This window comes from Paenarthrobacter sp. 10L412, assembly GCF_056395565.1.
The window spans coordinates 168660-195577 of the sequence record NZ_JBFTJT010000004.1 but is presented as its reverse complement, the minus strand read 5'-3'; the positions used below and the strand labels follow the sequence as shown (position 1 = coordinate 195577).

The following is a 26918-nucleotide window of genomic DNA, read 5'->3' as shown; positions in this document are numbered from 1 at the left end:
TCAAACGAGCATGTGTATCGGGAGGTAGTTGTGAAGAAATCAGACCGTATTGCCCGCGACCTTGAACACTCCGTTGCGGCTGGTGTGGATAACGCCCGCGACTGGGCGGCACCCCGCGTGGAAGCAGCCGTCAATTGGGCTGTTCCCCGAATTCAGCACGGCATTGATACCGCTTCCCCCAAGATCCAGGAGGGACTGAAGTCGGCGGCGCACAACCTCGCCGACGGCGTGGCAACAGTTACGCCGCGGCTTCAGGATGGACTGGCGCACCTCGCGCCGAAGATCCATGACGCTGTGGAGGACGCCACGCCCAAGATCCAGGAGACCCTTAATAAGGCAACTCCGGCGCTTGGACTCGCCCGGGACAAGGTAGTTGAGGAGTACCTGCCCAAGCTGTCCGAGCAGTTGGGCCAGGCTTCAGTAGTTGTCCATCATGTCCTTGAGAACGCGCCCGCCCAAGTGGACGCCGTTGCTCAGAAACTGGTGGACTCGGGTGTGGTTCACAGCGTTCAGGAGCAAGCGCAGGCCACCAGCAAGCAGATCAAGGCCGTGGCGGACCAGACCAGCAAGGCTGTTTCCCAGCAATTGGCTGTCCAGCAGAAGCCGAAGAAGCGCGGATGGCTGGTTGTCACAGTCATCGCAGCCGCGGTTGCTGCCGGTGTTGCTGCGTGGAAGGCCTCCAAGCCAGTGGAGGACCCTTGGAAGACGCCGGCCCCAGTCAATCCAACCCCGGCCCCGGCTCCGGCCCCGGCTCCCGCAGACACTGCAGCCTCAGCTACAGCGACGGCAACCTTGCCGGCCGAATCCAAAGCTTCTGACATTACGCCCGAGGAAGCGGCTGCCGAAGTGGAGCAGGCAACCAAGGATGCGTTCGAGAAGGGCAAGGATTCGACGAGCAACGTCGCTACGGATGCCAAGACCGCCGTCAGGAACATCGCGGCAAGCGGCCACAAGGACGCCAGCGCCACTTCCACGTCCAAGGACCCCCAGCTCTAGGGTTCTGATTGGCCGGGTTCGTAGCGGCCGTCATTGAAACATCATCTGAAGGGATCCCGGCCAGCCCGGGATCCCTTCAGTGTTTGCCACCTTGTAACCCAACAGTCCGCTGGAGACGCTCTGCCGGGTGTTAGATTTGAAGTGATGTCAGCCGATAGACCCGTTGCGGGTGCCCTCAAGGAAGTCCCGGAGCCTCCGGGGGTTTCAATCGTCATCCCGGCGTATAACGAGGAAAGCGTCATTCGCCAGTGCCTCATCGCGGCCATCTACCAGTCTGTTCCTGCTGAAGAAATCATCGTGGTGGACAATCTCTCCACTGACCGCACCGCCAGGATCGTGCGCCAGATGCAGCAGGAATACCCGGAAAGTCCCATCGTCCTTTTACGGCAGGACGCCACGCAGGGGCTCATTCCCACCCGCAACTTTGGCCTCAACAGCGCCAACGGGGAAATCGTGGGGCGCATCGACGCCGATTCCGTCTTGGAACCTGACTGGGTTGAGCAAGTCCAGAAGGCCTTCATGGACCAGTCCGTCCAGGCGGCTACCGGACCTGTGGTCTACTACGACATGCCGATGCGCCGCTTTGGGCTCAAAGCGGACGACAAAATGCGCCAGCTGATGCTGCGTCTGGCCAAGCACCAGTACCACTTCCTGTTCGGTTCCAACATGGCCCTCCGGCGTACCGCGTGGGAGACCATCCGGGACGAAACGTGCCTCGATGAGAAGGATGAGATGCACGAGGACATCGACCTCTCACTGCACCTCGCCGAGCACGATCTCCACGTCCGCTATTGCCCGCAAATGGTGTCCGGCATGTCGGCCCGACGCCTTGAGGACTCTCCGCGGGACTACCGCTATTACGTCACGCGCTTCGACCGGACGTACAAAGCGCACAACGTTAAGAAGATGGCCCTGAAAGCGCCCATGGTGGTCTTCTTCTCCGTCTATTTCCCCGCCAAACTCCTGCGGGCCATTCATACGGCCAACACGGCGCAGGGCATTCGACGCAGCAGCCTGTAGGCCCCCGGCCATACACGGACAGGCCAGGCAGCGTCAGGCCACGCAGCGGCACACCAGGCAATAAAAGCCCGACGGCGGAAGCTCAGTCAGTTCCCAGCTCGGCCTCGCGCCGCTCTGCTTCGCCTTTGCCACGCCGTTGCCCGGCGACCACCACCGCGAGTCCAACGAGAATGAGCGCAAGGCCGGCGTATGTCCCGGCCGGCAGTGTCTCGTTCAGGAAGATGGCCGCCAGGATCGCTGCCCCCGGAATTTCCAGCAGGATGATCATGGAAACCAGCAAGGGGCTCATTGTGGCCAGCAGGTGGTTGAAGGCGGTGTGCCCTACCAACTGTGCACACACGGTGATGGCGAGAATCCCAAGCCAACCTCCGGCGTCGAACCCTGCCAACGGTTGGCCACTGAGCAAAGCCAACACGGCAACAATCGCGGCACACATTCCATAGCAGAGCGTGGTGTACGTGCCCGTTCCCATGGATTGGCGGGCCTTGCCGCCAGCCAAGGTGTACAGGCCGGCCAGGGCTCCACCAGCCAGCGCCAGGACGTCGCCCAGCAGGGCCTGCGGTGAGGAGCCCATATCGAATCCTGTGATGGCCACGACTCCGCCAAAGGCTATCCCCAGGCCCACCAGAACCGGCCAGCGATGTCGGGCGCCCCTGAACAACTGGAAGACCGCGATCCATGCTGACTGGAGGCAGACCAAGGCAGTGGCTGCGGCCACCGAGGTCAGCTGCAGCGCCGTGATGAAGCAAGCGAAGTGAAAGGCCAGGGCGACGGCGGCAACCGTGGACCAGCCAAACTCGCGCCGGTTGATCTTCCCAAACTGTTTGGGCTCCCGGATGGCCACCGGTGCGGCCATCACGACTGCGCCAATCGCGTTCCGCCAGAAGGCGATCGCCAACGCCGTCACTGACGTGGCACCCAAGGTGCCGGCGATCAGTGGTCCTGAGGAAGCCACGCCCAGGACTCCCAGCGCGGAAATGAGAAGGTTCACGGATCAACCTTAGTTTGGTGAGGCACCGGTCCTGCCCTCTATGTGCGGCGCGGACAGTGTGGTTGTCTTGATTCAACATTCCAGACAGTCGGCGACGGCTTTCCCAAGGGGACACCTGATTGAACACAACGCCCGTCCGTGGAGCTAGACGGAGACGATCAGTACTGCTGCTGTTCGCAGTTGCGGCTCTGGCTGTCGCTCTGGTCGTTACGGGCTGGTTGGTGGTTTCCCGGGAACGGCCCGGTGGCCAAGGGACGGGCAAGACCCAAATCCCAAGTATCCTCCCGGTCCCACAACATCTCCAGGCCGGAGTGGGGGATCCCATCCCTCTGAACGGCCACGTTTACATCGTGGCTTCCCCTGGCACAGACCGAGCGTCCATCGCCGCCCTCCAAGACCTGGTAACAGGAGCCGGGGGCACTGCAGAAGCCGTGACGGCCCTGAACAGCCCAGCGGCCGGCAGTTCGGCCGTCTTCCTTGGCACTGCAGCAGATCCCACTGTCAGCCCGGTGCTCAAAGAGCTGGGGAAGGACAGCGCGGCGGAGAACCAGGATGCAGTCAACCGAGCCGAAGGCTACGCCATAGCTACCGGAAAAACTTCAGGGATGCCGACGGCGGTACTCGCCGGAACGGATGCCGACGGCGTTTTCCATGCCGTTGAGACCGCGCGCCAATTGCTCAAGAACGGGGCAATGGCGGCCGCCCGGGTCAGTGATTGGCCGCTGATGGAAACCCGTGGCGTCATCGAGGGCTTCTACGGCACGCCATGGTCCCATCAGGCTCGTTTGGATGTCCTCAAATTCGCAGGACGCCAAAAAATGAACACCTATATCTACTCCCCAAAAGATGATCCACTGTTGCGGGAGAAGTGGCGGGCACTGTACTCGAACGAGGACCTCAAGGAACTACAGGAGCTGGTGGATACCGCCACGGCCAACCACATCCGCTTTACTTACGCGCTGTCCCCGGGCATCGATAGTTGCTACTCCCGCGAGGCGGACCTGAACTTTGCAGTGGCCAAGCTTGAATCCCTGTATTCGATCGGTGTCCGTTCGTTCGTGATTCCGCTCGATGACATTGCCACCAAGGTCCAGTGCGCCGAAGACCTCAAGGAGTTCGGCGCCGGTCAAGCCAACCTGGCCAAAGCGCAGGCTTCATTTCTGAATGACGTCAATGACCGGTTCATTTCGACAAAGCAGGACATCGAACCCCTGCAAACGGTTCCCACCTTTTACAACGGTTCCGGCAGCAATCCCTACAAGAGGGAACTTGGCCGGTCCCTGAACCCTGGAATCGTGGTCCAGTGGACCGGTGAAGACGTGGTCTCCCACAGGATCAGCGCCGACTCAGCCGAGACCGCCCGGCTGACATACGGGAGCCAAGGTTCTCCACGGGACCTGGTCATTTGGGATAACTACCCCGTGAACGACTTTTCCCAGGACCACCTCTTTATGGCACCGGTGATCGGACGCGACCCAGAGCTGTACAAATCTGTCCGCGGAATCGTGACCAATCCAATGATTGAGCCCTACCTGTCTTTCCCCGCCATCTTTAACTACGCCGACCTCTCATGGAATGGACCAGCGTACAATCCTGGCAAGTCAATGGACGCGGCCCTCAAACAGGTTTCCGGCTCGGATCCGGAGGTCCGCGACGCAGTAAAGGCTTTCGTGGACCTCAACCAAGACTGGCAGGACGACGAGCTCACGCCGTCCGCTCCGGAGCTGCGGCGGGATATAGACCAGTTCTGGTCGGATTACGACGCCGGAAGGTCGTCTTCAGGCGGCTTGAAGGCTCGAGCTGAGCTGCTGCAGAGGTTGCCGGAACTGTTACCCAGGATGGCAGTGCCGGGGTTCGCAGCGGACGCCACCCATTGGGCCACTGCGGCAGCCAATTACGGACGAGGAGTAGAAGAGTCCCTGATTATGCTCGAAGCTGTCAAGCGCGGGGATTCCTCGGCTGTGGCTGAAGCACGCCGGAATGTCCAGGCCGCGTTGGCGGCCGCCGATGCCAAGACGCAACCGACACTGGAGCTCGGGGTGGTGACTCCCGTGCTGGGGGATAGTGAACTGAAGGAATTCCTGGAGCGGGCGCTGAAGAGAGTCCCGCCCAACTAGGTCGCATTAGTGCGCGTTATGAGCCGTCAAAACGAGCTCAACTGCGACTCACTTGGGAGCCCCAGATGGGTGAAGGGGTTAAATGCAAAAGTCCCGGTCATTTCTGACCGGGACTTTTCTTATGGTGGAGGCACGGGGACTCGAACCCCGAACCCCCTGCTTGCAAAGCAGGTGCGCTACCAATTGCGCCATGCCCCCATAAGAAGCAACCCGTCAATCATACCCCATGTCAGGACCGGCTTTTGCCAGTTCCAGACCGGGCTCCGTGGCTAGTCGACCTTGTCGGTTGACTTGCTCCAGAGATCCTTCCGGGCTTCGGATTCCTGCGCCTTTTTATAGACCAGGACGCCTGCGATCGCCGCTGCGACTACTACCAGCAACTTCTTCACAAGCACCTCATTCCGGTTCAGTGTTACCTGAACCTGCTAGGTTCCGTGGGCGTACCAGGACTTGAACCTGGGACCTCTTCGTTATCAGCGAAGCGCTCTAACCGCCTGAGCTATACGCCCCGATGCCTCATCGGGCCGAGATATGACTGTACAGCACATCCCGGCCCGATCTCAAATCGAGGCATTCTGACCGCTGAATCTCACCGTTTTCGGCGAAAATTCGCGGTTTTTTGCTAGTCGTCCGTCAGGGTGACGCCGATGCCGCCAACCAACGTTGCCGAAATGTTATAGAGCACGGCAGAGAGCATCGACAGGGCGGTCAGCAGAACTACGTTCACCACGGCAATAATCGTGGCGAAGGAAGCCACCTGACCGAGCGAAGCAATCTTCTTCAACTCGAAACCACTGCCTTCGGAACCGGCCAAGGTCCCCAGCAGGCTGTCCACCTGGTTGAAGATACCCGTGAGATCCAACACAGTCCACAGCACAATCGCGGCGACAACGGTGACGATGCCCAGCGCCACAGACAGCAGGAACGCCATCTTCAGTACTGACCACGGGTCAACCTTGCTGACCAGGAGGCGCGCACGGCGCACCTTGGCCTTGGGGGCCGGCTTTACAAGTCCCGGCCCGCCCTGGGCGGGGCGTTGACCGGGCGCACCAGCCGGCCGCTGGCCGGGCTGTGCGGGACGCTGGCCGGGGGCTCCGGCGGGACGCTGCCCGGCTGAGGCGGGGCGTTGTCCAGGAGCTCCTGCTGGTCGCTGGGCCGAATTGGTTGCCGTTGCCGGCCGGGCCCCGGTTGCTCCGGCACCGGCTGAACCGGTTCCCGGGCGTTGCTGGGGCCTTGCAGGCGTTCCCGCCTGCGTGCTGCCCGAGGGCTGCCGGAGTCCGCCGGGGACACCTGTGCTCGGCTTGGGATATGAGTCGGAATTACTCACTCGTTACCTCCGGTGTTGTCTTCGTTCAGCTCCGCGCCCGATTCTGTATCCGGGTCCGCGTCGTTTTCCGTTTCTGACGTGACGGTTGCCTCAGTGGCTCCGTCTTCTGCAGCCAACGTTACGTCATCGTCCTGTCCGTCCTCGGACTCTTCGCCTTCCAAACCGCGTTCGCTGTTGCGGGCGACCTCAATAATGCGGTCATTCTTGTCCGGCTTCGCAAAGATGACGCCCATGGTGTCACGGCCCTTTGCCGGGACGCCACTGACGGCAGAGCGGACAACCTTGCCGCCCTCCATGACCACCAGGACTTCGTCTTCTTCCTGCACAATCAAGGCGCCGACAAGGTCACCGCGATCCTCCGCGAGCTTCGCCACCTTGATGCCAAGGCCGCCACGGCCCTGCAGGCGGTACTCATCCACGGCGGTCCGCTTCGCATATCCGCCCTCGGTCACGATAAAGACGAAGGAGCCGTCCTGGACCACATCTGCGGCCAGCAGTTCGTCATCTTCACGGAACTTCATACCCGTCACACCGGACGTTGCCCGGCCCATCGGACGAAGTGCATCGTCCGTGGCGGTGAAGCGGATGGACTGGCCCTTGCGTGACACCAGCAGGAGGTCATCAGTTTCACTGACCAGCTGAGCAGAGACGAGCTCGTCACCGTCGCGCAGGTTGAGGGCGATGACACCGGCCGTGCGGTTGGTGTCGTAGTCCTCAAGCCTGGTCTTCTTGACCAAACCGTTCTTTGTTGCAAGCACCAGGTAGGGAGATTGCTGGTAATCGCGCAGATCCAGGACCTGTGCGATGTGCTCGTCGGGCTGGAATGCCAACAGGTTGGCTACGTGCTGGCCCTTGGCGTCACGTCCGGCTTCTGCCAGTTCGTAAGCCTTGGCACGGTACACGCGGCCCAGGTTGGTGAAGAACAACAGCCAGTGGTGCGTGGTTGTCACGAAGAAGTGCTCCACGACGTCGTCGCCACGCAACTGGGCACCCTTGATGCCCTTTCCGCCACGCTGCTGGGAGCGGTAGTTGTCACTGCGTGTGCGCTTGACGTAACCACCGCGGGTAATGGTGACAACCATTTCCTCTTCAGGGATCAGGTCCTCCATGGACATGTCCCCGTCGAAGCCCATGAGAATGTGCGTTCGGCGGTCATCACCGTGCTTTGCAACGATCTCAGCCAGTTCCTCGCTGATGATCTGGCGCTGACGCTCCTCCGAAGCCAAAATCGCGTTGTATTCCTCGATCATGGCTTCGAGTTCGGAGTGACGGTCCTGGATCTTCTGGCGTTCCAAGGCAGCCAAACGGCGCAGCTGCATGTCCAGGATGGCACGGGCCTGGAGTTCATCGATCTCCAGGAGCTCCATGAGTCCCTCGCGGGCTGCCTCTGTGGTGTTGGACGCACGAATGAGGGCGATAACCTCATCCAGCATGTCCAGTGCTTTCAGGAGTGCACGCAGGATGTGCGCTTCTTCCTCAGCCTTGCGTAAGCGGTAACGGGTCCGGCGGGCGATGACGTCCATCTGGTGGGTCACCCAGTGCCGGATAAAGGCGTCCAGGCTCAAGGTGCGGGGAACGCCGTCGACGATTGCCAGCATGTTCGCTGAGAAGTTGTCCTGAAGCTGGGTGTGCTTGTACAGGTTGTTCAGGACGACCTTGGCCACAGCATCGCGCTTCAGCACGATCACGAGGCGCTGACCCGTACGGCCCGAAGTTTCATCGCGGAGGTCCGCGATGCCTTGGATCTTGCCATCCTTGACCAGTTCGGCGATCTTGATGGCCAGGTTGTCCGGGTTGGCTTGGTAAGGCAGTTCGGTGACCACCAGGCAGGTGCGGCCCTGGAGTTCTTCCACGTTGACCACGGCGCGCATGGTGATGGAGCCACGGCCGGTGCGGTAAGCGTCCTCGATGCCCTTGTGGCCGAGGATGGTCGCTCCGGTGGGAAAATCTGGTCCCTTGATGCGCTGCAGAAGTGCCTCAAGCAGTTCCTCGCGGGAGGCCGTGGGGTTATCAAGCGCCCACTGCACGCCTTCGGCAACCTCGCGAAGGTTGTGCGGCGGAATGTTGGTGGCCATTCCGACGGCGATACCTGAGGAGCCGTTGACCAGCAGGTTCGGGAAACGCGCCGGCAGGATAGTGGGTTCCTGGTTCTTGCCGTCGTAGTTGTCCTGGAAGTCGACGGTTTCTTCGTCGATGTCGCGGACCATTTCCATGGCCAGCTGGGCCATCTTGGTTTCGGTATAACGGGGAGCAGCAGCGCCGTCGTTGCCGGGGGAACCGAAGTTGCCTTGGCCCAGGGCCAATGGGTAACGCATGGTCCAGTCCTGGATCAAGCGGACCAGGGCGTCGTAGATCGCCATATCACCGTGTGGGTGATAGGTACCCATGACGTCACCCACAACGCGGGCGCACTTGTTGAAAGAGCGGTCAGGACGGTAGCCGCCGTCGAACATCGCGTACAAAACGCGGCGGTGCACCGGCTTGAGGCCGTCGCGGACGTCCGGGAGGGCGCGTCCTACGATAACGGCCATGGCGTAATCCAGGTAGGAGCGCTGCATTTCAGTCTGCAGGTCCACCTGCTCCACGCGGTCAGTCAGCACATCGCCTTCAAGGATGAGGTCGTCGACGCTGGGTTCCGCCGGGACTTCGGGAGTTTCGTCACTCATAATCTAAGTTTTCCGTTTCAGGTATATGTCAGTTATGGAATATCTATCGCCTTGTAAGGCACTAGATATCCAGGAACCTGACGTCCTTGGCGTTCTGCTGGATGAAGTTACGGCGCGATTCGACGTCCTCGCCCATCAGCACCGAGAAGGTCTGATCGGCAGCCAGGGCGTCATCCATGGTGACCTGCAGGAGTGTGCGGCGGTCAGGATCCATGGTGGTGTCCCACAACTCGGTGTAGTCCATTTCACCCAGACCCTTATAGCGCTGGATGCCGTTGTCCTTGGGAAGGCGCTTGTTCATAGCCGCACCCTTACGGATGGTGTCGTCGCGTTCGCGATCGCTGTAGACGTAGTCATGAGCGGCGTTGGACCACTTGATGCGGTACAGCGGCGGCTGCGCAAGGTACACGTAACCGTTCTCGATCAGCGGGCGCATGTAGCGGAACAGCAGCGTCATCAACAGCGTGGTGATGTGCTGGCCGTCAACATCGGCGTCTGCCATCAGAACGATCTTGTGATAGCGGAGCTTGGCGATATCGAAATCTTCGCCGATACCAGTGCCGAAAGCAGTGATCATGGACTGGACTTCGGTATTACCGAGCGCCTTGTCCAGGCGTGCACGTTCCACATTGAGGATCTTGCCTCGCAGCGGCAGGATCGCCTGGGTTTCCGGATTGCGCCCACGCTTGGCCGAGCCGCCTGCGGAGTCGCCCTCCACCAGATAGACCTCGCATCGCGAAGGATCCTTGGAGGAGCAGTCGGACAATTTGCCGGGCATGCCGAAGGATTCCAGCGGGCTCTTGCGTCGGGCATTATCGCGAGCCTTGCGGGCGGCCATACGTGCCTGGGCAGCGGAAATGGCCTTGCGGATGACGTCACGGGCGGGCCCGGGGTTGCGCTCCAACCAGTCGCCGAGCTGGTCCGTGACAACGCGCTGGACGAAGCCCTTGACCTCGGAGTTGCCCAGTTTGGTCTTGGTCTGGCCCTCGAACTGTGGCTCGGAAAGCTTGACCGAGATGACCGCCGTCAGACCTTCACGGATGTCATCACCGGTGAGGTTGTCTTCTTTTTCCTTGATGATGCTCTTCTCCCGCGCGTAGCGGTTGATCAGCGAAGTCATCGCGGCGCGGAACCCTTCTTCGTGGGTTCCGCCCTCGTGGGTGTTGATGGTGTTCGCGTATGTGTGGACGCTTTCCGAGTAAGCGGTGGTCCACTGCATGGCAACCTCGACGGCGATGTGCCGCTCGGTGTCTTCGGTTTCGAAAGCGATGACGTCCTCGTGGACGATCTCCACCTTCTTGCTCGAGTTCAGGTGCTTGACGTAGTCCAGCAGGCCGTCCGGGTACTGGTACACGACGGTGCGGTGCTCGGCAGCAACTTCGCCTTCGGTCGCGATGGCATCGAGGTCCAGATCGTCCTCACCCTCCCGGGCGGCGGGACGTTCGTCAGTCAGGGTGATCCGCAGGCCCTTGTTGAGGAAGGCCATCTGCTGGAAGCGCGCGCGAAGCGTCTCGAAGTCGAACTCGGTGCTCTCGAAGATGGTGCCGTCAGGGTAGAACGTCTGTGTAGTCCCTGTTTGGTCCGTCGCTTCTCCCTTGACCAGTCCGCCTTGGGGCTTGCCGCCGTCCGCGAATGACATACGCCAAACGTGGCCCTGCCGCCGGACTTCCGTGTTCACCCGACGGGACAGTGCGTTAACCACCGAGATACCCACGCCGTGAAGGCCACCGGAAACCGCGTAACCGCCGCCACCAAACTTACCGCCGGCGTGCAGGATGGTCATCACGACTTCAACGGTGGGCTTGCCCTCGGTGGGGTGGATGTCAACAGGGATGCCACGGCCGTCGTCAACAACCTGGACACCGCCGTCTGCGCGGAGCGTAACTTCAATGTGGCTGCAGAATCCGGCCAGAGCTTCATCGACAGAGTTATCCACCACTTCATAGACCAAGTGGTGCAAACCGCGCGGACCGGTGGAACCGATGTACATACCGGGACGCTTGCGTACCGCCTCAAGGCCCTCCAGGACAGTGATGTCGCTGGCGCCGTACTCCCGCGGGGTCTCCGCGGGCGTGTCAGGCTTAGGAACAGTGTCCTCTTCGGGCTCTACTGCCAAGGTCTCTGCATTGTCGTTAGCCACAGGCGCTTTCGACTCCTCTGTATTCGATGACGGCCGTTCCCGTTGAAGACCGCGGCAAACCGAGGCCTTCAACGAGCACGTGACTGATTGCGCCGTTTACTCCGACGAAGGGGGTCCTGGAAGCCATGAAAGTGTTTCCAGGACCCCGACGACGTTTCACCGGCGCTCAGTGATCTACGCCAATTCTATCGTGGAAATGCCGGAATCCTTGCAAATACGGGGGCAGCCGAGAGCTGAATATGCCTGTGGGAGGCCACTGGCCCTATCTGAAATGGCCCTACGGTGGTCCTGATGGGGGCCTATACGACTCAGGGGCGTTGAAACGCCCTGCACGCCGTTCAGCCGTACGTGTCCCGGGGGCCCCGACCGTTGACGCTGCGCCCACCCTTGCGCCAACTTGGCGCAGACGGACCGAGTACGTGGATGCTGGTCACCACACCTTCCCCGAGTTCATTCCGGAACATCTCCAGCAGGCTTGTACTCAGCAATCGCAGTTGGGTTGCCCATGCTGTGGAGTCGCAGCGGACATGAAGTGTGGTGTCGGTAAAGCTCTCCGGCGTGCAGTGTGCAGAGATGTCCGCGCCCACCAACGTTTCCCATTCGGCCATGACCGAGCCAACGGCCACGGGAGAAGTCCAACCACGTTCTGCCACCAACCGGCCGACGACTTTCCCGAGGCCCAACGGGTCACGTCCGGTCCCATGAAACTGGGTAAAACCCCTCGTGTCTCGAAGGCCCTTGCGTTTAGGCGCGGATCCGGGACGGGGAGCCCGCTGCCTGACTTCGCCTCGGGCTGCTGCGGCCTCCCGCATGCGGTTCAGCGCGGCTTGGGCAGCATCGATTTCGTCCGGATCGCGGCCGGGTTGAAGTCCGTCGCGGCTATCCTTCGCCATCGATGCCTCCCGGAACAACGGTTATACGCCGCCCGGCCAGCTCCTCGGGAATATCGGCGTCGACGGCGGCCGTGACCAGTACCTGTTCGGCGCCGGCCACTATTGCTGCCAGTTTACGCCGGCGCTGGACATCGAGTTCTGCAAACACGTCGTCAAGAATGAGGATCGGCGCTGTACCGCCGGTACGGGCATCATCGAGCATGACGTAGTAGGAAGCGAGGCGCAGCGACAAGCACATGGACCACGTTTCACCGTGCGAAGCGTAGCCCTTGGCCGGTGCTTGGCCGAGCACGAGCTCCAATTCGTCCCGGTGCGGGCCCACCAGGGAAATGCCCCGCTCCAGTTCCTTCTTACGGGATGCGGCGAAAGCCTGGACGTAGCGATCGGTGAGTTCGTCCACCGACAACAGCCTGAGGTCCTCGCCCGACGCCGAAGGTTCAGTTGGGCGATCGGCTGGCCCGCCGTCGTCGTCGAGTACGCCCTGGATGGTTGAGCGGTACACCGCGCCGGCATCTTTAGAACCGTCAGTAAGCTGTGCGTAGGCACTGTTCAGGTGCGGGCGGAGCCGTTCCACAAGTTCCAGCCGTGCATGCAGGAGTTCGGCACCGGCGCGGGCCATATGCTGGTCCCAAACATCCAGCGTGGCTTCGTGGCCTGCGGTGAATTTGCCCGTCCGCGCGGATTTCAGCAGGGCGTTGCGTTGCTTCAACACTCTGTCGTAGTCGCTGCGGGTGGCAGCATGACGCGGAATCAGGCTGACCAGGAGCTCATCAAGGAAGCGCCTGCGGTTGGAAGGATCGCCCTTGACCAGGGCCAAATCCTCAGGAGCAAACAGGACAGTCTGGCAGATGCCCAAAATGTCCCTGGCACGTACTGGGTTTCCGCGATTAATCCTGCCGCGGTTTGCCCGGCCTGCATTAATTTCCACCTCAATAACCGTGGACTGCTCGCCGCGGACCAGCTTGGCCCTGATCATTGCGCGTTCCGCGCCGAAGCGAACGAGCGGAGCATCGGTGCTCACCCGGTGCGAGCTCAGGGTTGCCAAATATCCGATGGCTTCCATGAGGTTGGTCTTACCGATCCCGTTCGAACCCACAAGGACAGTAACCCCGGGGCCAAGCTTCAGGTCAACCTGAGCGTAGCTGCGGAAATCGGTCAGCGAAAGATGTTCAAGGTACACGCCGTCTGCTGGACTCCTGCGGCCTAGTTGGACGGACGTGTGGCGTGTCCGCCGAACTGGTGGCGCAACGCTGAAACCATCCTCATGGCCGGAGAGTTGTCTTCGCGCGAAGCGAACCGGGCAAACAGTGCGGCGGTGATAGCCGGCGCCGGGACAGCGTTGGCAATTGCCTCTTCCACAGTCCATCGGCCTTCGCCGGAGTCTTCCACATAGTCGTCGATCGAGGCCAGACCCGGGTCCTCGTCGAGTGCTTTGACCATGAGATCCAGGAGCCAGGAGCGCACGACCGTCCCTTTTTGCCAAGCGCGGAAGGTTCCGGGAAGGTCCTTTACGATGTCCTTGGCGGCCAGCAATTCGTAACCTTCGGCATAGGCCTGCATGAGCCCATACTCGATACCGTTGTGCACCATCTTGGCGTAGTGTCCTGCGCCCACTCCGCCGACGTGGACGAAGCTATCGGCTCGTTCCCCCTCGGGACGCAGGGCATCGAAGACGGGCAACGCCAGCTCGATGTCTTCGTCAGCGCCCCCGGCCATCAGGCCGTAGCCGTTCTGCAATCCCCACACGCCACCGGATACACCGCAGTCCGCGAAGCGGATTCCCTTCTCGGCCAATGCCGCAGCGTGCTTCTGGTCCTCGGTGAAACGTGAGTTGCCGCCGTCGATCACCAAGTCACCAGGGCTGAGCTTTTCGCTGAGTTCGGTGATGACCGCGTCTGTGATCCCGCCCGATGGAACCATGACCCATACGAGCCTCGGGGAGGGCAGGCCAGCGATGAGTTCGTCCACGGAAGAGACGTCCGTGACGTCGGGATTCCGGTCAAATCCAGTTACTTCAATGCCGCCGTTCCGCATGCGTTCCCGCATGTTGAAACCCATTTTTCCGAGGCCGATCAGTCCGATGTGCACGCGTTGAACTCTTTTCTGCGCTAGTGGATGTGTGGCGGATCGCTAGTTTGGCAGGCGAACCGGCATCACGAGGTAGCGGTAATCGTCCTGGTCTTCGCCATCAGCCTCAGCCTGGGCCGTGATCATGGCCGGCTTGGGAGCTGTGGTGAAGGAGAAACGAACGTATTTCGTCTCGATGACGCTCAGGCCTTCAACGAGGTAGTGCGGATTGAAGGCGACAGTGATGTCTTCGCCGGAAAGCTGGGCTTCCAGTTCTTCGGAGGCCTGCGCATCTTCACCGGTACCGGCGTCGAGGTTCAGCAGACCTTGGCTGAAGGCTAGGCGGACAGGTGTGTTGCGCTCGGCCACAAGCGACACACGACGAACGGCTTCAACGAGTTCCTGGGTTTGGACCGTTGCGTGAATGGGGGTGGAATCCGGGAAGAGCGAGCGGATTTTGGGGTAGTCGCCATCCACCAGCAAGGACGTAGTGGTGCGGCCTCCGCTTTCGAAGCCGATCAGGCGGCTGTCGTCGTCAGCGAGGGCAAGGTTGATGTCGCCACTGCCACCGAGGGTCTTTGCCACCTCGTTCAGGGTCTTGGACTTGACCAGGGCGCTGGTGGAAATGCCTGGAGTGACGGGCTTCCACGGGACTTCGCGCATCGCGAGGCGGTAGCGGTCCGTAGCGAGGAGGGTGATCATGTCATCCTCGATTTCCATGCGCACGCCGGTGAGGATCGGCAGGGTGTCGTCCTTGCTGGCAGCGATGATCACCTGGGAAACAGCCTGGGCGAAGGCGTCACCTGGCAAAGTGCCACTGATGGCTGGCAACGCCGGAAGAGCCGGGTACTCGGCCTCAGGCATCGTAGCAAGGTGGAAACTGCTGCGGCGGCAGGTGAGGGTGACTTTGCTCCCGTCGGTCTCAACTTCCACGGGAGCCGAAGGCAGGCTTCGGCAAATGTCTGCCAAGAGACGGCCGGATACCAGAATGGTGCCTTCCGTGGCGATATCCGCCGGGATCTCCAGACGGGCTGATGTCTCGTAGTCAAAGCTCGAAAGGCTTACCGTTCCAGCCTCGGCTTTGAGGAGGAGGCCGGAAAGCACAGGTACGGGCGGCCGCGGAGACAACGACCGCGCGGTCCACGTAACGGCTTCTGCCAGGACGTCGCGGTCGACTCTGAACTTCACGGAAGGGTGCCGCCTTTCATTGCTGCTGCCAAGTAGTAGCTGCGGATTCCTGCTTGGAACCCACCAAACCTTTGCTGTCCGATACCGGAACCTGCATGGTCCGCACTCAAGCGAATTACAAACAGACCCAAGGATGGGAGCGCTGCTGACAGCTTAGCCGGAAGATCCGCGATTAACCCATCCCCGGCAGCACTCACCCCTCGTATGTGGACAGCCGCAGGCTGGCCAATGATCTGGCTGATCGGTCTGCCGCTGGCAGGACGATGGGGTGCAGAACGAGATTGTTATTTGAGGGATTTCAATTTTTTGGGATTCGTAGTGTTAATAACTGCTGTGGAAACTGTGGATAACCGGATCTGGCCGCGCAGTTTCGGGGTTAAGCCCTGTTCATGGACTGTGCGTTAACTGGGTTTTAAACAGGGTGTGGATGGGGACAACTCCCAACCCGGTTTTTGACGATCCACAGATGCCTTAAGGGTTTTAAGCCCATCAACCGCGCTTGTCCCCTTAAGTATCCACAGGGTTATCCACACGCACCTGTTAATAAGGTATGTAGTGCGCGGCGGGATGTGGATTCAGGAGTCCCGTTGCTGCTGCTTGATGCGGTTTGTGAGCTCCGTGACCTGGTTGTAAATCACACGACGCTCGGCCATCAGCTCACGGATCTTGCGGTCGGCGTGGATGACCGTGGTGTGGTCGCGTCCGCCGAGCTCCTGTCCAATCTTTGGCAAGGACATGTCGGTGAGCTCACGGCAGAGGTACATGGCGATCTGTCGCGCAGTGACGAGGGTGCGCGTACGGGACTTGCTGCAAAGCTCTTCCATGCTGAGCTTGAAGTAATCAGCCGTCTGGTCCAGGATCTGCTTCGCGGTGATCTCCTGGGCGCCGTCGTCGGTGATGAGGTCCTTCAGGACCATCTCGGCGAGGGCCACATCCACCGGCTGTCGGTTCAGGCTGGCAAAGGCAGTGACGCGGATCAGGGCACCTTCAAGTTCCCGGATGTTGCTGGAGATCTTGGAAGCGATGTATTCCAGGGCGTCGTCCGGTGCAGACAATCCTTCGCTGAGGCCCTTCTTGCGGAGGATGGCAATGCGCGTTTCCAGTTCCGGCGGCTGGATGTCCGTCAGCAGGCCCCACTCGAATCGTGAGGTCATCCGGTCTTCGAAGCCCGCCAGCATCTTGGGAGGCTGGTCGGAGGTAATGACCACCTGCTTGTTGGCGTTGTGCAGGGCGTTGAACGTGTGGAAGAACTCTTCCTGGGTCCGGTCTTTGCCCGCCAGGAACTGGATGTCGTCGATCAGCAGCACATCCACGTTTCGATACGTGGTCTTGAAGCTGGTGCCTTCGTCATCGCGGATCGAGTTAATGAAGTCGTTGGTGAACTCTTCGGAGTTGACGTAGCGTACGCGGATTCCGCTGTAGAGGCGGCGGGCATAGTGGCCGATCGCGTGAAGCAGGTGCGTCTTGCCGAGCCCGGAGTCGCCATAGATGAACAACGGGTTGTAGGCCTTGGCAGGGGCTTCGGCTACTGCAACCGCGGCCGCGTGGGCAAAGCGGTTGGAGGAACCGATCACGAAGGTGTCGAAGATGTACTTCGGGTTTAGCCGGCCGAATTCATGTGAGGTGCTGGGCGGTGTCGGCTGAGGCTTCGGCTCTGCGGCCAGGTCCGGCATCGCGGAAAGCTCGACGGCGGGTTCCGGCTCTTCGTGGATGGGCACCAGATCGGTGTCAACGTCGATCGCGCAACGGATGTCATCGGAGAAAACGCTGCGCAATGCGTCGTCAAGTGCGTCCTTGACCTGCGTCTGCAGGACTTCTCGCGTGAGCTCGTTGGGAACGGCGACCAGAAGCGTGGAGCCGATGAGGCCTTGGGCCTGGGCGAGGATGACGAAACCGCGCTGGCGGGGTGTGACCCGGTCGTCCTGTTCCAGAAGGCTCAGCACCCTGCGCCAGGAACTTCCGACAGTATTGGCGTGGTTGGCTTCGTCTACTGTCATCAATCAGTTCCTAAATACTTGCTTGCCGGCGTTGCTGGCAGCCGAAGGTCTCCGACTGGCGATGTTTCCGGGGTTAATCCACAGAGTTATGCACAGCGGGTGGACAATGGGCTACTGAGCCACTCTAGGGGATGGAATCGCTAGAAGATAGCTGGGAAGTTGCTTGTGGATAATTACACCGTTGTGGTTCTGATTTGGGCCTTGTGAGCCACTTCATCCACAGGCTGTGCGGCGTCCGTTGACACAGCTGTGGATAGCTGTGGGAATGGCTCCCGGTTTGACTGAGGGTGCCTTTTTGCCCTAACGTTGTGAAGTCCTTTGTGTCCGCTTTTGTGATCAGTTGCATCGACGTACGTTTATCGTGCGGCAGGCAGCGGCGGCAGGCACATACAAAACTTAGCGTCGGCCAGTTCTTCCCCTTTTGATCGGGTGGGCGCACCTTTGATCCACTGGAGTAACTAACGTGAGCAAGCGGACTTTTCAGCCGAATAACCGCCGTCGGGCCAAGAAGCACGGCTTCCGCCTTCGTATGCGCACCCGTGCCGGCCGCGCCATCCTGGCTGCACGTCGCGGCAAGGGCCGCGTCGAACTGTCGGCGTAAATAACTGACTTGTCGGTCAGGGTCTTTTTGCGGGTTCGACGGTGCTAGCCACCCCTAACCGTCTGCGGACGTCTACCGACTTTTCAACAACTGTACGTTCCGGCGTCCGCAATGGACGCCGGAACTTAGTGTTATATACGGCCCCTATTGGGGCCGCGGAGCCGAGTCGAATCGGCTTCATTGTCTCCAAGGCCGTCGGGAACGCCGTGACCAGGAACCTCGTTAAGAGGAGACTGAGAGAAGCAGGCGCACTGTCCTTGCATACGCATGGAACGGGCCTGGCGGTCGTGGTCCGGGCACTGCCCGCAGCTGCATCTGCCAGCTGGGAGCAACTGCTCTCGGATTACAACGCCGCATTGGCAGTGACGACGAAGCGACTGGGTGGATCAGTTCCACGCAGCGCTTCGCCAGAACACAACGGCACCACAAGGGAAGGGACACCGCGTGCATGACATAAGCACCGCCGTCGTTCCTTCCTCAGGTGACCCCGCTGGTTTAAGCGACCCCGCCGGCAAGGTTCCCCACGGGAACCTGTTGGCGGCGGTAGGCAAGTTCATCTGGGACCTGCCCCGAAACATCCTGATTCTCCTGCTGAAGATGTACCGCAAGGTCATTTCACCCCTGTACGGCCAGGTTTGCCGGTTCTTTCCGTCCTGCTCGGCATATGCCCTGGAAGCGGTGACGGTGCACGGCGCCACGAAGGGTAGCTGGCTCGCAGCCAAGAGGCTCGCCAAATGCCATCCTTGGAATGCCGGCGGAGTGGACCATGTCCCCGCCGGCCATCGTCATTGGCCCGAAGGCCAGACGCCCACAATTGTTGTACTGAACAACCCGGACCAGTTCCTGGCTGCTCAGGCTGATGAAGAAGGCCGCACTGCGGCCTGAGGAAAATAGGGATATCTTATGGATGACTTCTTTGGGACAATCATGTTCCCGTTCAAGTGGTTGGTGTCGGTCATCATGGTTGGCTTCCATGACGGGCTGAGCTTCATCGGCATGCCCGCCGCCAACGGCTGGACGTGGACCCTCTCCATCATCGGCCTGGTGTTGGTGATCCGTGCCGCCCTGATTCCTGTGTTCGTCAAGCAGATCAAAGCCCAGCGGGGCATGCAGCTGCTGCAGCCTGACTTGAAGAAGCTGCAAACCAAGTACAAGGGCAAGACCGATCAGCTCTCCCGCCAGGCCATGGCACAGGAGCAGATGGCCTTGTACAAGAAGCACGGCACCAACCCGTTCTCTGCATGTTTGCCCATGCTGATCCAGATGCCCTTCTTCTTCGCGCTGTTCCAGGTGCTGTCTGGTATCTCGACCGCCAAGAACGCAGGCCAAGGCATTGGCGCGCTGAGCCACGAACAGGTCATCGAGTTCGATCAGTCGAGCATCTTTGGTGCGCCGCTGTCTGCATCGTTGCTCCACGGTGGGGTACCTGGTACGGAAGTTGCCGTCTGGACCCTCTCCATCATCATGATCCTCGCCATGACTGCCTCGCAGTTCATTACGCAGAAGCAGATCATGGCCAAGAACATGTCCGAAGAAGCTCTGGCAAGCCCGTTCATGCGCCAGCAGAAGATGATGCTCTACATCCTGCCGCTCGTGTTCGGTATCGGTGGTATCAACTTCCCCATCGGTGTCCTGATTTACTGGACCACCACCAACCTCTGGACCATGGGACAGCAATTCTTCGTTATCCGCCGCATGCCCACTCCGGGCTCGCCTGCCGCTAGGGCACTGGAAGAGCGCCGCGCCGCGAAGGGCCTGCCGCCGCTGCTGGGTGGAAAGAAGAAGGACGACGACGCCGAGGCTGCCGCGGCTGCTGCTGCGGCCGAGATCAGGGCCCAGCGCGTCCAGCCACAACGTAAGAACAGGAAGAAGAAGTAATGTCTGCTGAGAGCACTGAAGATGTAACTGCCGCCGAGACCGAGGAGCAGGACGACACGCAGGAAGAGTCGCTGTCCAAGACAGCGAGCCGCCTCGAAGAGGAAGGCGACATTGCTGCCGACTACCTCGAGGAACTTCTTGATATCGCTGACATTGATGGCGACATTGACATTGAGGTCCGGAATGGCCGTACCTACATCTCCATCGGAACTGACGAAGAGTCCGCTGCCCTGGATAGCCTCGTAGGCCGGGACGGCGAAGTTCTCGAAGCGCTGCAGGAACTGACCCGTCTGTCCGTCCTTTCGGCGACTGAAAGCCGGTCCCGTTTGGTATTGGACATCAACGGCTACCGCAAGGAACGTGCCGGCGTGCTTCAGCAGATCGCCGAAGACGCCGTTGCCAAGGTCAAGGAATCCGGTGGGACCGTTGCACTGGAACCGATGAGCGCCTATGAGCGCAAGATCGTTCACGACGCCGTCGCTGATCTCGGATTCGTCTCCGAATCCGAGGGCGAGGGCGCTGGCCGTCACATCGTGGTCTCGGCTGACTAGCGGCTCATGGTTGAAATTACCGCAACAGAACTGCAGGCAGCAGAGAAGATCTTCGGAGAGCGCCTGGATCTCGCCAAGCGCTATGTAGAACATCTGGCTACGTCCGGGACCGAACGTGGCCTGATCGGTCCTCGTGAGATCCCCCGCTTGTGGAGCCGCCACGTCCTGAACTGTGCAGTCATCGAGTCAGCCATTGCCATGGACAGCCACGTGGCAGACGTTGGATCCGGTGCCGGACTTCCTGGCCTGTGCCTTGCAATTGCCCGTCCAGACCTTGAATTGACTCTGATTGAACCTCTGGAGCGTCGGGTCATCTGGCTTCAGGAAGTCGTGGACGACCTTGGCCTGGACAATGTGACCATTATGCGAACCCGCGCTGAACTGGCCGTGGGATTGGTGGATGCGGACGTAGTTACGGCACGCGCAGTTTCCGCTCTTTCCAACCTGGCGGGCCTGACTATCCCCCTGCTGAATGGCAAGGGGGAGGTTGTGGCTATCAAGGGTCGCAGCGCTGCCGAAGAAATTGAGAAGGCCAAGAAGGTCATCCGTAAACTTGGCGGCGTGGAAACGTCCGTTGTTGTTTGTGGACAGGAGCTTTTGGAGGAACCCACCACCGTGGTGAGGATCATCGTCAACAAGCCCGGAAAGACGGGCTAGTCACCGCTCGGTTTCCCGCGTGTCGGCGGCTGAGCAGTTAGGCTAGAGAACGGCAGCAAGCGCCGAATGAGAGTGAGAGTGTGACCAGTGGGCAGTAGCGAAACCTCCACGCAACGGATCCCCCCCTTTATGTCCTTGGGGTCCGCGCGGGCCATGGCCACACCCTCGGCGTCACTTCAATCTGCCATTGTGCGAACGAATTCAGTTGATAATGCTGCCGTTTCACGTGAAACGCTGACGGATGAGGTTCACAACGTGATGGACTCCATCGATGATTCGAGCCCTATCGCTCGCCAACTGGCCAATGAGACGCGTCGACGCGAGCGGCTGATTGGACGTGAACTCCCTAAACCTGATCGGACCCGGATTTTCACGGTCTCCAATCAGAAGGGTGGCGTTGGCAAGACGACCACCACCGTCAACATCGCGGCTGCTCTGGCGTCTGCAGGCCTCAACGTCCTGGTGATTGACATCGATCCCCAGGGAAATGCCTCTACAGCCTTGGGCATTGAGCATCACGCAGATGTGGACAGCATCTACGACGTCCTGATCAACGATCTTCCGTTGAAAGATGTAGTGGCTCCGTGCCCTGACATTCCCAACCTCATCTGCGCCCCTGCGACCATCCACTTGGCGGGCGCCGAAATCGAGTTGGTTTCATTGGTGGCCCGTGAACAGAGGCTTCGCCGCGCCATCGACGTCTACTCCAAGGAGCGGGAGAAAAATGGTGAGGCACGTTTGGACTTCATCTTCATCGACTGCCCTCCCAGCCTTGGCCTGCTGACTGTCAATGCTTTCTGCGCCGCCAGCGAGGTCCTGATTCCGATCCAGTGCGAGTACTACGCCTTGGAGGGCTTGAGCCAGCTCCTGAAGAACATTGAGATGATCCAGAAGCACCTCAACGCTGACCTGGAGGTTTCGACGATTCTCCTGACCATGTATGACGGTCGGACCAACCTCGCAGCACAGGTGGCCTCCGAAGTTCGCCAACACTTCCCTGAGCAGGTTCTAGGTGCTGTGGTTCCCCGCTCGGTACGCATCTCTGAAGCGCCGAGCTACCAGCAGACTGTCATGACCTATGATCCTTCATCGAGCGGCGCGTTGTCCTACATGGAAGCCGCTGCCGAAATCGCTGAACGCTAGAATTCTTGAAACACTGCAACAGCCTGTGCGGGTCCGCACTCGGCTATTCCATCGGAGGGATGAATCAATGAGCGAAAAGCGAAGGGGCCTCGGCAGGGGTCTTGGGGCTCTCATTCCTAGCTCGCCCGCGGCTGCCCAGGGAAACGGCGCTGCGCCCTCCCGCCCAGTGGATCTGTTCTTTCCGGAAGCCCGGAAGACAGCAGAGCCGGTGGAAGCGCCCGATGCGACGGCTCCTGCACCTACGGCCGACTCTGCGACGTCGAGTGGAGCCGGCGGTTCGCGTGGCGGCGCTGCGAAGGAAGCATCCCAGTCCGCTTCCACGGCATCTGCTGCAAGCAAGTCCAGCGACCCGAAGGTCCCGGCATCCAAGCCATCCACTAAGCGCTCTTCATCTACCTCGGTGAAGACCGCAGGTGCAGAGACGAGTTCGACGGCGTCTTCCGCTCCAGCTGGACCTACTCCACCCGAGGTGGAGTTGGTTGAAGTTCCGGGGGCGAGATTCGCTGAAATACCGGTAACGGACATTCATCCCAACCGCAAGCAGCCTCGATCTGTCTTCGATGAAGACGACATGGCTGAGCTGGTGCACTCCGTCAAAGAAATCGGAGTCCTCCAGCCAATTGTTGTACGTACTTCAACCGAAAAGGGTGGAGAACCGTACGAGTTGGTTATGGGTGAGCGCCGCTGGCGTGCAGTCCAAGCCGCTGGGCTGGAAACAATCCCCGCCATCGTACGTGACACCACTGACGATGATCTTCTTAGAGACGCGTTGCTGGAGAACCTGCACCGTAGCCAGCTGAACCCGTTGGAAGAGGCAGCCGCCTACCAGCAGCTCCTGGAAGACTTCGGAACTACGCATGAGCAGCTGGCCGATCGCATTGGTCGGTCCCGTCCTCAGGTATCAAATACACTGCGTCTCTTGAAGCTTCCACCGTTGGTGCAGCGTCGTGTGGCAGCCAGCGTGTTGTCAGCAGGCCATGCGCGGGCTCTCTTGGCGTTGCCGGATGCGGCCGCCATGGAGCGCCTTGCGCAGAAGATCGTCGCTGAAGGTATGTCTGTCCGGGCCACTGAAGAAGCCGTAGCCCTGTACCAGGACCCAACCGCGCCGGCCAAGAGTGCTATTCCAAAGCCCAACGCCCGGCACGAGCGACTGGACTACCTGGCCTCCTCGCTGTCCGACCGCTTAGATACGAACGTGAAGATTACCCTGGGTGCTCGCAAGGGCCGCGTCAGCATCGAATTTGCCAGCGTAGAGGATCTCAACCGAATTATGGATGTTTTGGGACCAGGCTCTGAAGACTAGTTTTTCCTGACCAACTGAATGGGGTTTGCCTTGTGGGCAAGCCCCATTTTTGTGTCCAGAAGCGTCTTGTTGTTCCCAGCAAAGTTCGTTATGCCTTGGGGCTCAGGCCGCTCATTCGTGTGTGTGGTTTCACGTGAAACATGGCAGAGGTAATCTCAAGGCGGCCGAGGATGCTGGCTTCGGGTCGCATCAAGGTTTGCGGTACGGAAAATAGATCATCCATTCCTTCGCCTCGGGTAGATGCGTGCGGCGACTCAGGCGACCCCTCCTATGCATATCTCAAACGACAGACTTCGCTTGATGTACTCCGTTCACGCTATGTGTGGATTCGTCCCTGAAGATAGGAATTTGCGGCCTGCAGACTCTTGGACGCGCTCCATCTGAGGAACACCCTGGTGTCCGCATGGGCCCGTTCTGAGACCCTTCTGCAGCGCTTTTGAAGACAATCACCCCGCGGCGTGCGGTGATGGCAATGCCTCTTTGATAGGAGATGTTTCACGTGAAACGCGCATGTAGGGAAGCATTCAAATAGGCCTAATCTTGGCCCTACGTTCTGCCCATGGTTCTAGTCTTGTAGGCGTAAATTTCTTCTCTGTAATCAGGGAAGACGGTGCTTCAATCGACTGGATGCGAGCCAAATGGTAGCGAGTCATCCAATACAGACCCCGTGATGCTGTGATGCTGTGGGGCCTCGACTGCTGGATCCCCATCACAGCCTCGACGCAGGTCGACAGTTCCCGCGACTGTAGCGCGGAGGGGTACGAACACTCCTTGGATTGAACGCTTCGAACTCTCGTTTGGGCTGTGTTTACGAACACTGGAGCGGCTTTACTTTACGGTTTCGCAGTCTTCTGCACGGCCATCGCTTGTCCTGTCGCTCGCGTCGACGGTGTCTTGCTGGGACTAGCGTTGTTTCACGTGAAACTGTCCCTCTGTCAGAATCCCGGTTGGATGGAACACCCTCCCCTAGGCAGCCAATACGCTGGGTGCGTCAGTTGAAACATGCAATGCAGAGAACCACCAGTTCCACCTGAGAATGTGATCCCCGGGCCATGGACCCTTGAACTGTTTCACGTGAAACGCGCAGGTCCGTACCGGATTGAAGGAGGCAGAGGGTAGGCATCGACGGAGGCGCGGGGTGGAACATCTGATCGAACTACAACAATGTTATTCGAGCCCTTGGTTGGTCTGAACACCGCATCGGGTGGAGGTGTCCTCGACGAGTGCCGAATCCAGGACTCTTCACGACAGGCGAGTTCTACGTGCCGGTAAGGATCGGTTTCCCCTCCGGGACGAGCTTTCTGAGAGATGACTCCCTGTTGACTTAGATCACTACTTCACGGATTAGTCATCCATTTCAGCGACGGGGTTCCCGTGACGAAACGATGCTTTCTGTTCCAGTAGCTGAAGCTGGGTAGTGTGTTGAGACGCAACGGGCTAGTGGCGATGCGGCTCACCTTATCGCTCCTTGACCTGCTGTCTGATGGCGTCTAACCGGTAGTAGCGCCGAAACCAATCCCATTTCTCCAACGCACCGGCGGGTCGGAAGTTGGGGATTTCAGCTCTCGCGTCAATCTAAGATGTTGTCCTAACTCCGGGGCGCGCTCCAAGAATGTCCTCTTCCTCCGCCTGCTGCGTCGATTTGGCAGCCAGACGCACTGCTGCTCGCGCTGTACCGGTCCGGCGAACAGACTATGCAGATGAACCGCTGAGTCCCCGGACCTAAAAGAGAAGAAGGTGCCGATGTTCAATGAGGCCAGGCCAGAAGGACGATGGAGGCCAGGCGGGCCGGCGCGCCGTCGGGAAGAAGCCTCCGCTGCTCGGTCTCCCTCATGCCGACGCTCTTCCTGCCGTGATTGCGAAGCACGATGGCCCGGAGCTACCGACGGGCGAAGCTGTGCTCGTTGGCCACCTTACCCCTTCGTTCAGAGCAGGAATTTGAGCTTTCTGGCTGTTCCAAGTAGACCGCTTCCTTCGGCTGGCACACAGCCAAACCAGGACGTGGAGGCCCTGAGTAGCCCTTGACGTCCTCGTGCAGCCTGGGGGCCCTTGCTCCGCGGGTCATGGACGCCGAGCTGTTTTGGTGGTCGATGCCGTCCCCGGCCCCTTGATTCCATTGATTAGCCTGCCACTCGATAGATCTGATGTTGTACGTTTCCCTAAATCCGGTCGTTGCTGCTTCGTGTCTCGGCCATAGTTCGAGTTGTGCTGGTCCAGTCCCACCGCGTCTTCAACACCAACCTCAACGAACAGAGCTGAGCCGTTGCCGGGACTCAACGGCGCAGACTATTTGTTTCACGTGAAACATGGTCCAACGTCTGCTGGACGTTTACTGGCGGAGGCAGGCACAGAGAGAGCATGTGAATTTGACTATGTTGGCAGTGGATAAGCCTGTGGATAACTTTGGGGATAAGTCTGTTGTTGGTTCGGGCGGGCCCGCTTCCAGAAGCGTGCAGATTTCTTGGGAGCAAGAGCTACGATGGGGCGGCTCCATCCCGACCTCCTGCCACATGTTCCACGTGAAACGATAGGCCGCTGGAACGGGTGTATTTCATGTCACATGATCACAAAACCCTTTGATTTGCGGGAATCTAGCGCACTTAGGGACGGGCGGGGAAACCTATCAGGTCACCGCTTTCGATGTCGCACCCCTGGGCCGAAATTGGGAGAACGCTAGCAGCCGTACGAGGAGGTGTCGAAATGATATGTGGATTGCCCAGTGGCCGGTGGATAAGCCTGTGGATAACTTTGTGAATATCGTGACCAGCCCTTCCAGCCTATGTCTCGTTGTTGTCTCCACGCGACATGGTGCTTGGGCACCTCCTCTTGATTAGATGGCATCCAGGGTGACCCAGGAAGCGGCTGCCGTGCAAGCGAGTCAGCCCGTTCGATGCCGAAGGCCTCCCTGTCAGTCTTTACACTGGCGCGTCAGCATCACAGGAGGCTCGCGGTCCATGAGGAGTGATGCTGCAGAACGGTCAGATTCAAATGTCGACTCCGAGTAGGGGGTAACTTTGATCCGACGTCTGTGTGCAGGACATCGTTGGAGACTACGCAGAGCGCACCGAAATTCGTAGCCTGCGTGGTGGCTTTTCACTGGTCCCGGGACCACTAGGTGCTGCCCTGTGCAGGTTGCTGTATCGCCACTCCCTGGTAGTTCAGAGAAGAAGAGCATCAACGACTTACTGCATTCGCGATACTCGCCCGGGGAGGGAAGAACCAGGGTGGAGGTTTGAGAAGGGCGGGGCTGGGTGCCGCAGTCCTCAAGATTGGTGCTGACGTCGGAGCAGGTCGCCATCTGCCCATCCAGGTTCTTGGGTTGGTGGCATGTGAGCCTTACTGCCTGACAACATGCAGTCGGACGGTCAGGTTCCTGACTATCT

The 26918-nt window shown here is 59.9% G+C and carries 21 protein-coding genes and 2 tRNA genes; 11 read left to right on the top strand and 12 right to left on the bottom strand.

Annotated features, from left to right (window positions below; genetic code table 11):
* Nucleotides 1–30: 30 nt before the first annotated feature.
* Together AC1DD7_RS06070 and AC1DD7_RS06065 are read left to right on the top strand one after the other, a co-directional pair.
* Nucleotides 31–996 carry a hypothetical protein gene (locus tag AC1DD7_RS06070; protein WP_477514224.1) on the top strand — a complete coding sequence of 322 codons (966 nt, stop codon included), beginning with the start codon at nucleotides 31–33 and terminating at the stop codon, nucleotides 994–996.
* A 144-nt stretch (nucleotides 997–1140) separates the two neighbouring features.
* Nucleotides 1141–2016, top strand: coding sequence for a glycosyltransferase family 2 protein (locus tag AC1DD7_RS06065; RefSeq protein WP_477514223.1), 876 nt, complete (start codon nucleotides 1141–1143; stop codon nucleotides 2014–2016).
* Between the two features lie 82 nt (nucleotides 2017–2098).
* Here AC1DD7_RS06065 and AC1DD7_RS06060 read toward each other — a convergent pair whose 3' ends face one another.
* Nucleotides 2099–3007, bottom strand: coding sequence for a DMT family transporter (locus AC1DD7_RS06060; RefSeq protein ID WP_477514222.1), 909 nt, complete (start codon nucleotides 3005–3007; stop codon nucleotides 2099–2101).
* A gap of 119 nt (nucleotides 3008–3126) precedes the next feature.
* Between AC1DD7_RS06060 and AC1DD7_RS06055 the strand changes: the two genes are divergently transcribed.
* On the top strand, nucleotides 3127–5124 hold the full coding sequence (locus tag AC1DD7_RS06055) for a beta-N-acetylhexosaminidase family protein (protein ID WP_477514221.1): 1998 nt from the start codon (nucleotides 3127–3129) through the stop codon (nucleotides 5122–5124).
* 122 nt (nucleotides 5125–5246) lie between these two features.
* Here AC1DD7_RS06055 and AC1DD7_RS06050 read toward each other — a convergent pair.
* The 11 genes from AC1DD7_RS06050 to dnaA form a co-directional block, all read right to left on the bottom strand.
* Nucleotides 5247–5322, bottom strand: a tRNA-Ala gene (locus AC1DD7_RS06050).
* A gap of 71 nt (nucleotides 5323–5393) precedes the next feature.
* The gene (locus AC1DD7_RS06045) at nucleotides 5394–5513 is read right to left on the bottom strand and encodes a DLW-39 family protein (protein ID WP_477514220.1); all 120 of its coding nucleotides are present in this window, start codon (nucleotides 5511–5513) and stop codon (nucleotides 5394–5396) included.
* Between the two features lie 46 nt (nucleotides 5514–5559).
* Nucleotides 5560–5633, bottom strand: a tRNA-Ile gene (locus AC1DD7_RS06040).
* Between the two features lie 113 nt (nucleotides 5634–5746).
* On the bottom strand, nucleotides 5747–6451 hold the full coding sequence (locus AC1DD7_RS06035; protein ID WP_431117357.1) for a DUF3566 domain-containing protein: 705 nt from the start codon (nucleotides 6449–6451) through the stop codon (nucleotides 5747–5749).
* Nucleotides 6448–9117, bottom strand: coding sequence for a DNA gyrase subunit A (gene gyrA, locus AC1DD7_RS06030; RefSeq protein WP_477514219.1), 2670 nt, complete (start codon nucleotides 9115–9117; stop codon nucleotides 6448–6450). The genes AC1DD7_RS06035 and gyrA overlap by 4 nt, the downstream gene beginning before the upstream one ends.
* Nucleotides 9118–9178: 61 nt before the next feature.
* A complete protein-coding gene (gene gyrB, locus AC1DD7_RS06025) occupies nucleotides 9179–11257 on the bottom strand; it encodes a DNA topoisomerase (ATP-hydrolyzing) subunit B (protein WP_431117355.1) in 2079 nt (692 codons plus the stop codon).
* A gap of 338 nt (nucleotides 11258–11595) precedes the next feature.
* Nucleotides 11596–12150, bottom strand: coding sequence for a DUF721 domain-containing protein (locus AC1DD7_RS06020; protein WP_431117354.1), 555 nt, complete (start codon nucleotides 12148–12150; stop codon nucleotides 11596–11598).
* Nucleotides 12137–13330 (bottom strand): DNA replication/repair protein RecF, encoded by a 1194-nt coding sequence (gene recF / locus AC1DD7_RS06015; protein ID WP_477514218.1) that lies wholly within the window; start codon nucleotides 13328–13330, stop codon nucleotides 12137–12139. Before recF ends, AC1DD7_RS06020 begins: the two co-directional genes overlap by 14 nt.
* A 23-nt stretch (nucleotides 13331–13353) precedes the next feature.
* Nucleotides 13354–14238 (bottom strand): phosphogluconate dehydrogenase (NAD(+)-dependent, decarboxylating), encoded by an 885-nt coding sequence (gene gnd, locus AC1DD7_RS06010; RefSeq protein ID WP_477514217.1) that lies wholly within the window; start codon nucleotides 14236–14238, stop codon nucleotides 13354–13356.
* A gap of 42 nt (nucleotides 14239–14280) precedes the next feature.
* Nucleotides 14281–15405 carry a DNA polymerase III subunit beta gene (dnaN, locus tag AC1DD7_RS06005; RefSeq protein ID WP_431117352.1) on the bottom strand — a complete coding sequence of 375 codons (1125 nt, stop codon included), beginning with the start codon at nucleotides 15403–15405 and terminating at the stop codon, nucleotides 14281–14283.
* 575 nt (nucleotides 15406–15980) lie between these two features.
* Nucleotides 15981–17402, bottom strand: a complete 1422-nt coding sequence (gene dnaA, locus AC1DD7_RS06000) for a chromosomal replication initiator protein DnaA (RefSeq protein ID WP_431117351.1) — start codon at nucleotides 17400–17402, stop codon at nucleotides 15981–15983.
* 463 nt (nucleotides 17403–17865) lie between these two features.
* Between dnaA and rpmH the strand changes: the two genes are divergently transcribed.
* From rpmH to AC1DD7_RS05960, 8 genes are all read left to right on the top strand, one after another.
* A complete protein-coding gene (rpmH, locus tag AC1DD7_RS05995) occupies nucleotides 17866–18003 on the top strand; it encodes a 50S ribosomal protein L34 (protein WP_011776797.1) in 138 nt (45 codons plus the stop codon).
* Between the two features lie 41 nt (nucleotides 18004–18044).
* Nucleotides 18045–18455: a ribonuclease P protein component gene (gene rnpA / locus AC1DD7_RS05990; protein WP_224165931.1), complete on the top strand. Its 411-nt coding sequence runs from the start codon at nucleotides 18045–18047 to the stop codon at nucleotides 18453–18455.
* A 79-nt stretch (nucleotides 18456–18534) separates the two neighbouring features.
* The gene (gene yidD, locus AC1DD7_RS05985) at nucleotides 18535–18888 is read left to right on the top strand and encodes a membrane protein insertion efficiency factor YidD (protein ID WP_477514318.1); all 354 of its coding nucleotides are present in this window, start codon (nucleotides 18535–18537) and stop codon (nucleotides 18886–18888) included.
* A gap of 18 nt (nucleotides 18889–18906) precedes the next feature.
* Nucleotides 18907–19881, top strand: a complete 975-nt coding sequence (gene yidC / locus AC1DD7_RS05980; protein ID WP_477514216.1) for a membrane protein insertase YidC — start codon at nucleotides 18907–18909, stop codon at nucleotides 19879–19881.
* Complete coding sequence (locus AC1DD7_RS05975) at nucleotides 19881–20432, top strand: Jag family protein (RefSeq protein ID WP_309930416.1); 552 nt, start codon at nucleotides 19881–19883, stop codon at nucleotides 20430–20432. The genes yidC and AC1DD7_RS05975 overlap by 1 nt, the downstream gene beginning before the upstream one ends.
* Nucleotides 20433–20438: 6 nt before the next feature.
* Entirely contained in the window at nucleotides 20439–21089 is a 651-nt protein-coding gene (gene rsmG / locus AC1DD7_RS05970) for a 16S rRNA (guanine(527)-N(7))-methyltransferase RsmG (RefSeq protein WP_216924406.1), read from the top strand.
* 129 nt (nucleotides 21090–21218) lie between these two features.
* The gene (locus AC1DD7_RS05965) at nucleotides 21219–22232 is read left to right on the top strand and encodes a ParA family protein (protein ID WP_477514215.1); all 1014 of its coding nucleotides are present in this window, start codon (nucleotides 21219–21221) and stop codon (nucleotides 22230–22232) included.
* 67 nt (nucleotides 22233–22299) lie between these two features.
* Entirely contained in the window at nucleotides 22300–23535 is a 1236-nt protein-coding gene (locus AC1DD7_RS05960; RefSeq protein WP_477514214.1) for a ParB/RepB/Spo0J family partition protein, read from the top strand.
* Nucleotides 23536–26918: the final 3383 nt, after the last annotated feature.

Excerpts from the sequence above, each read along its gene's own strand:
- AC1DD7_RS06065 (WP_477514223.1), top strand. The coding sequence starts at position 1,141 with ATGTCAGCCGATAGACCCGTTGCGGGTGCCCTCAAGGAAGTCCCGGAG.
- gyrA (WP_477514219.1), bottom strand. The coding sequence starts at position 9,117 with ATGAGTGACGAAACTCCCGAAGTCCCGGCGGAACCCAGCGTCGACGAC.
- AC1DD7_RS06020 (WP_431117354.1), bottom strand. The coding sequence starts at position 12,150 with ATGGCGAAGGATAGCCGCGACGGACTTCAACCCGGCCGCGATCCGGAC.
- dnaA (WP_431117351.1), bottom strand. The coding sequence starts at position 17,402 with ATGACAGTAGACGAAGCCAACCACGCCAATACTGTCGGAAGTTCCTGG.
- yidC (WP_477514216.1), top strand. The coding sequence starts at position 18,907 with ATGGATGACTTCTTTGGGACAATCATGTTCCCGTTCAAGTGGTTGGTG.
- AC1DD7_RS05975 (WP_309930416.1), top strand. The coding sequence starts at position 19,881 with ATGTCTGCTGAGAGCACTGAAGATGTAACTGCCGCCGAGACCGAGGAG.
- rsmG (WP_216924406.1), top strand. The coding sequence starts at position 20,439 with ATGGTTGAAATTACCGCAACAGAACTGCAGGCAGCAGAGAAGATCTTC.
- AC1DD7_RS05965 (WP_477514215.1), top strand. The coding sequence starts at position 21,219 with ATGTCCTTGGGGTCCGCGCGGGCCATGGCCACACCCTCGGCGTCACTT.
- AC1DD7_RS05960 (WP_477514214.1), top strand. The coding sequence starts at position 22,300 with ATGAGCGAAAAGCGAAGGGGCCTCGGCAGGGGTCTTGGGGCTCTCATT.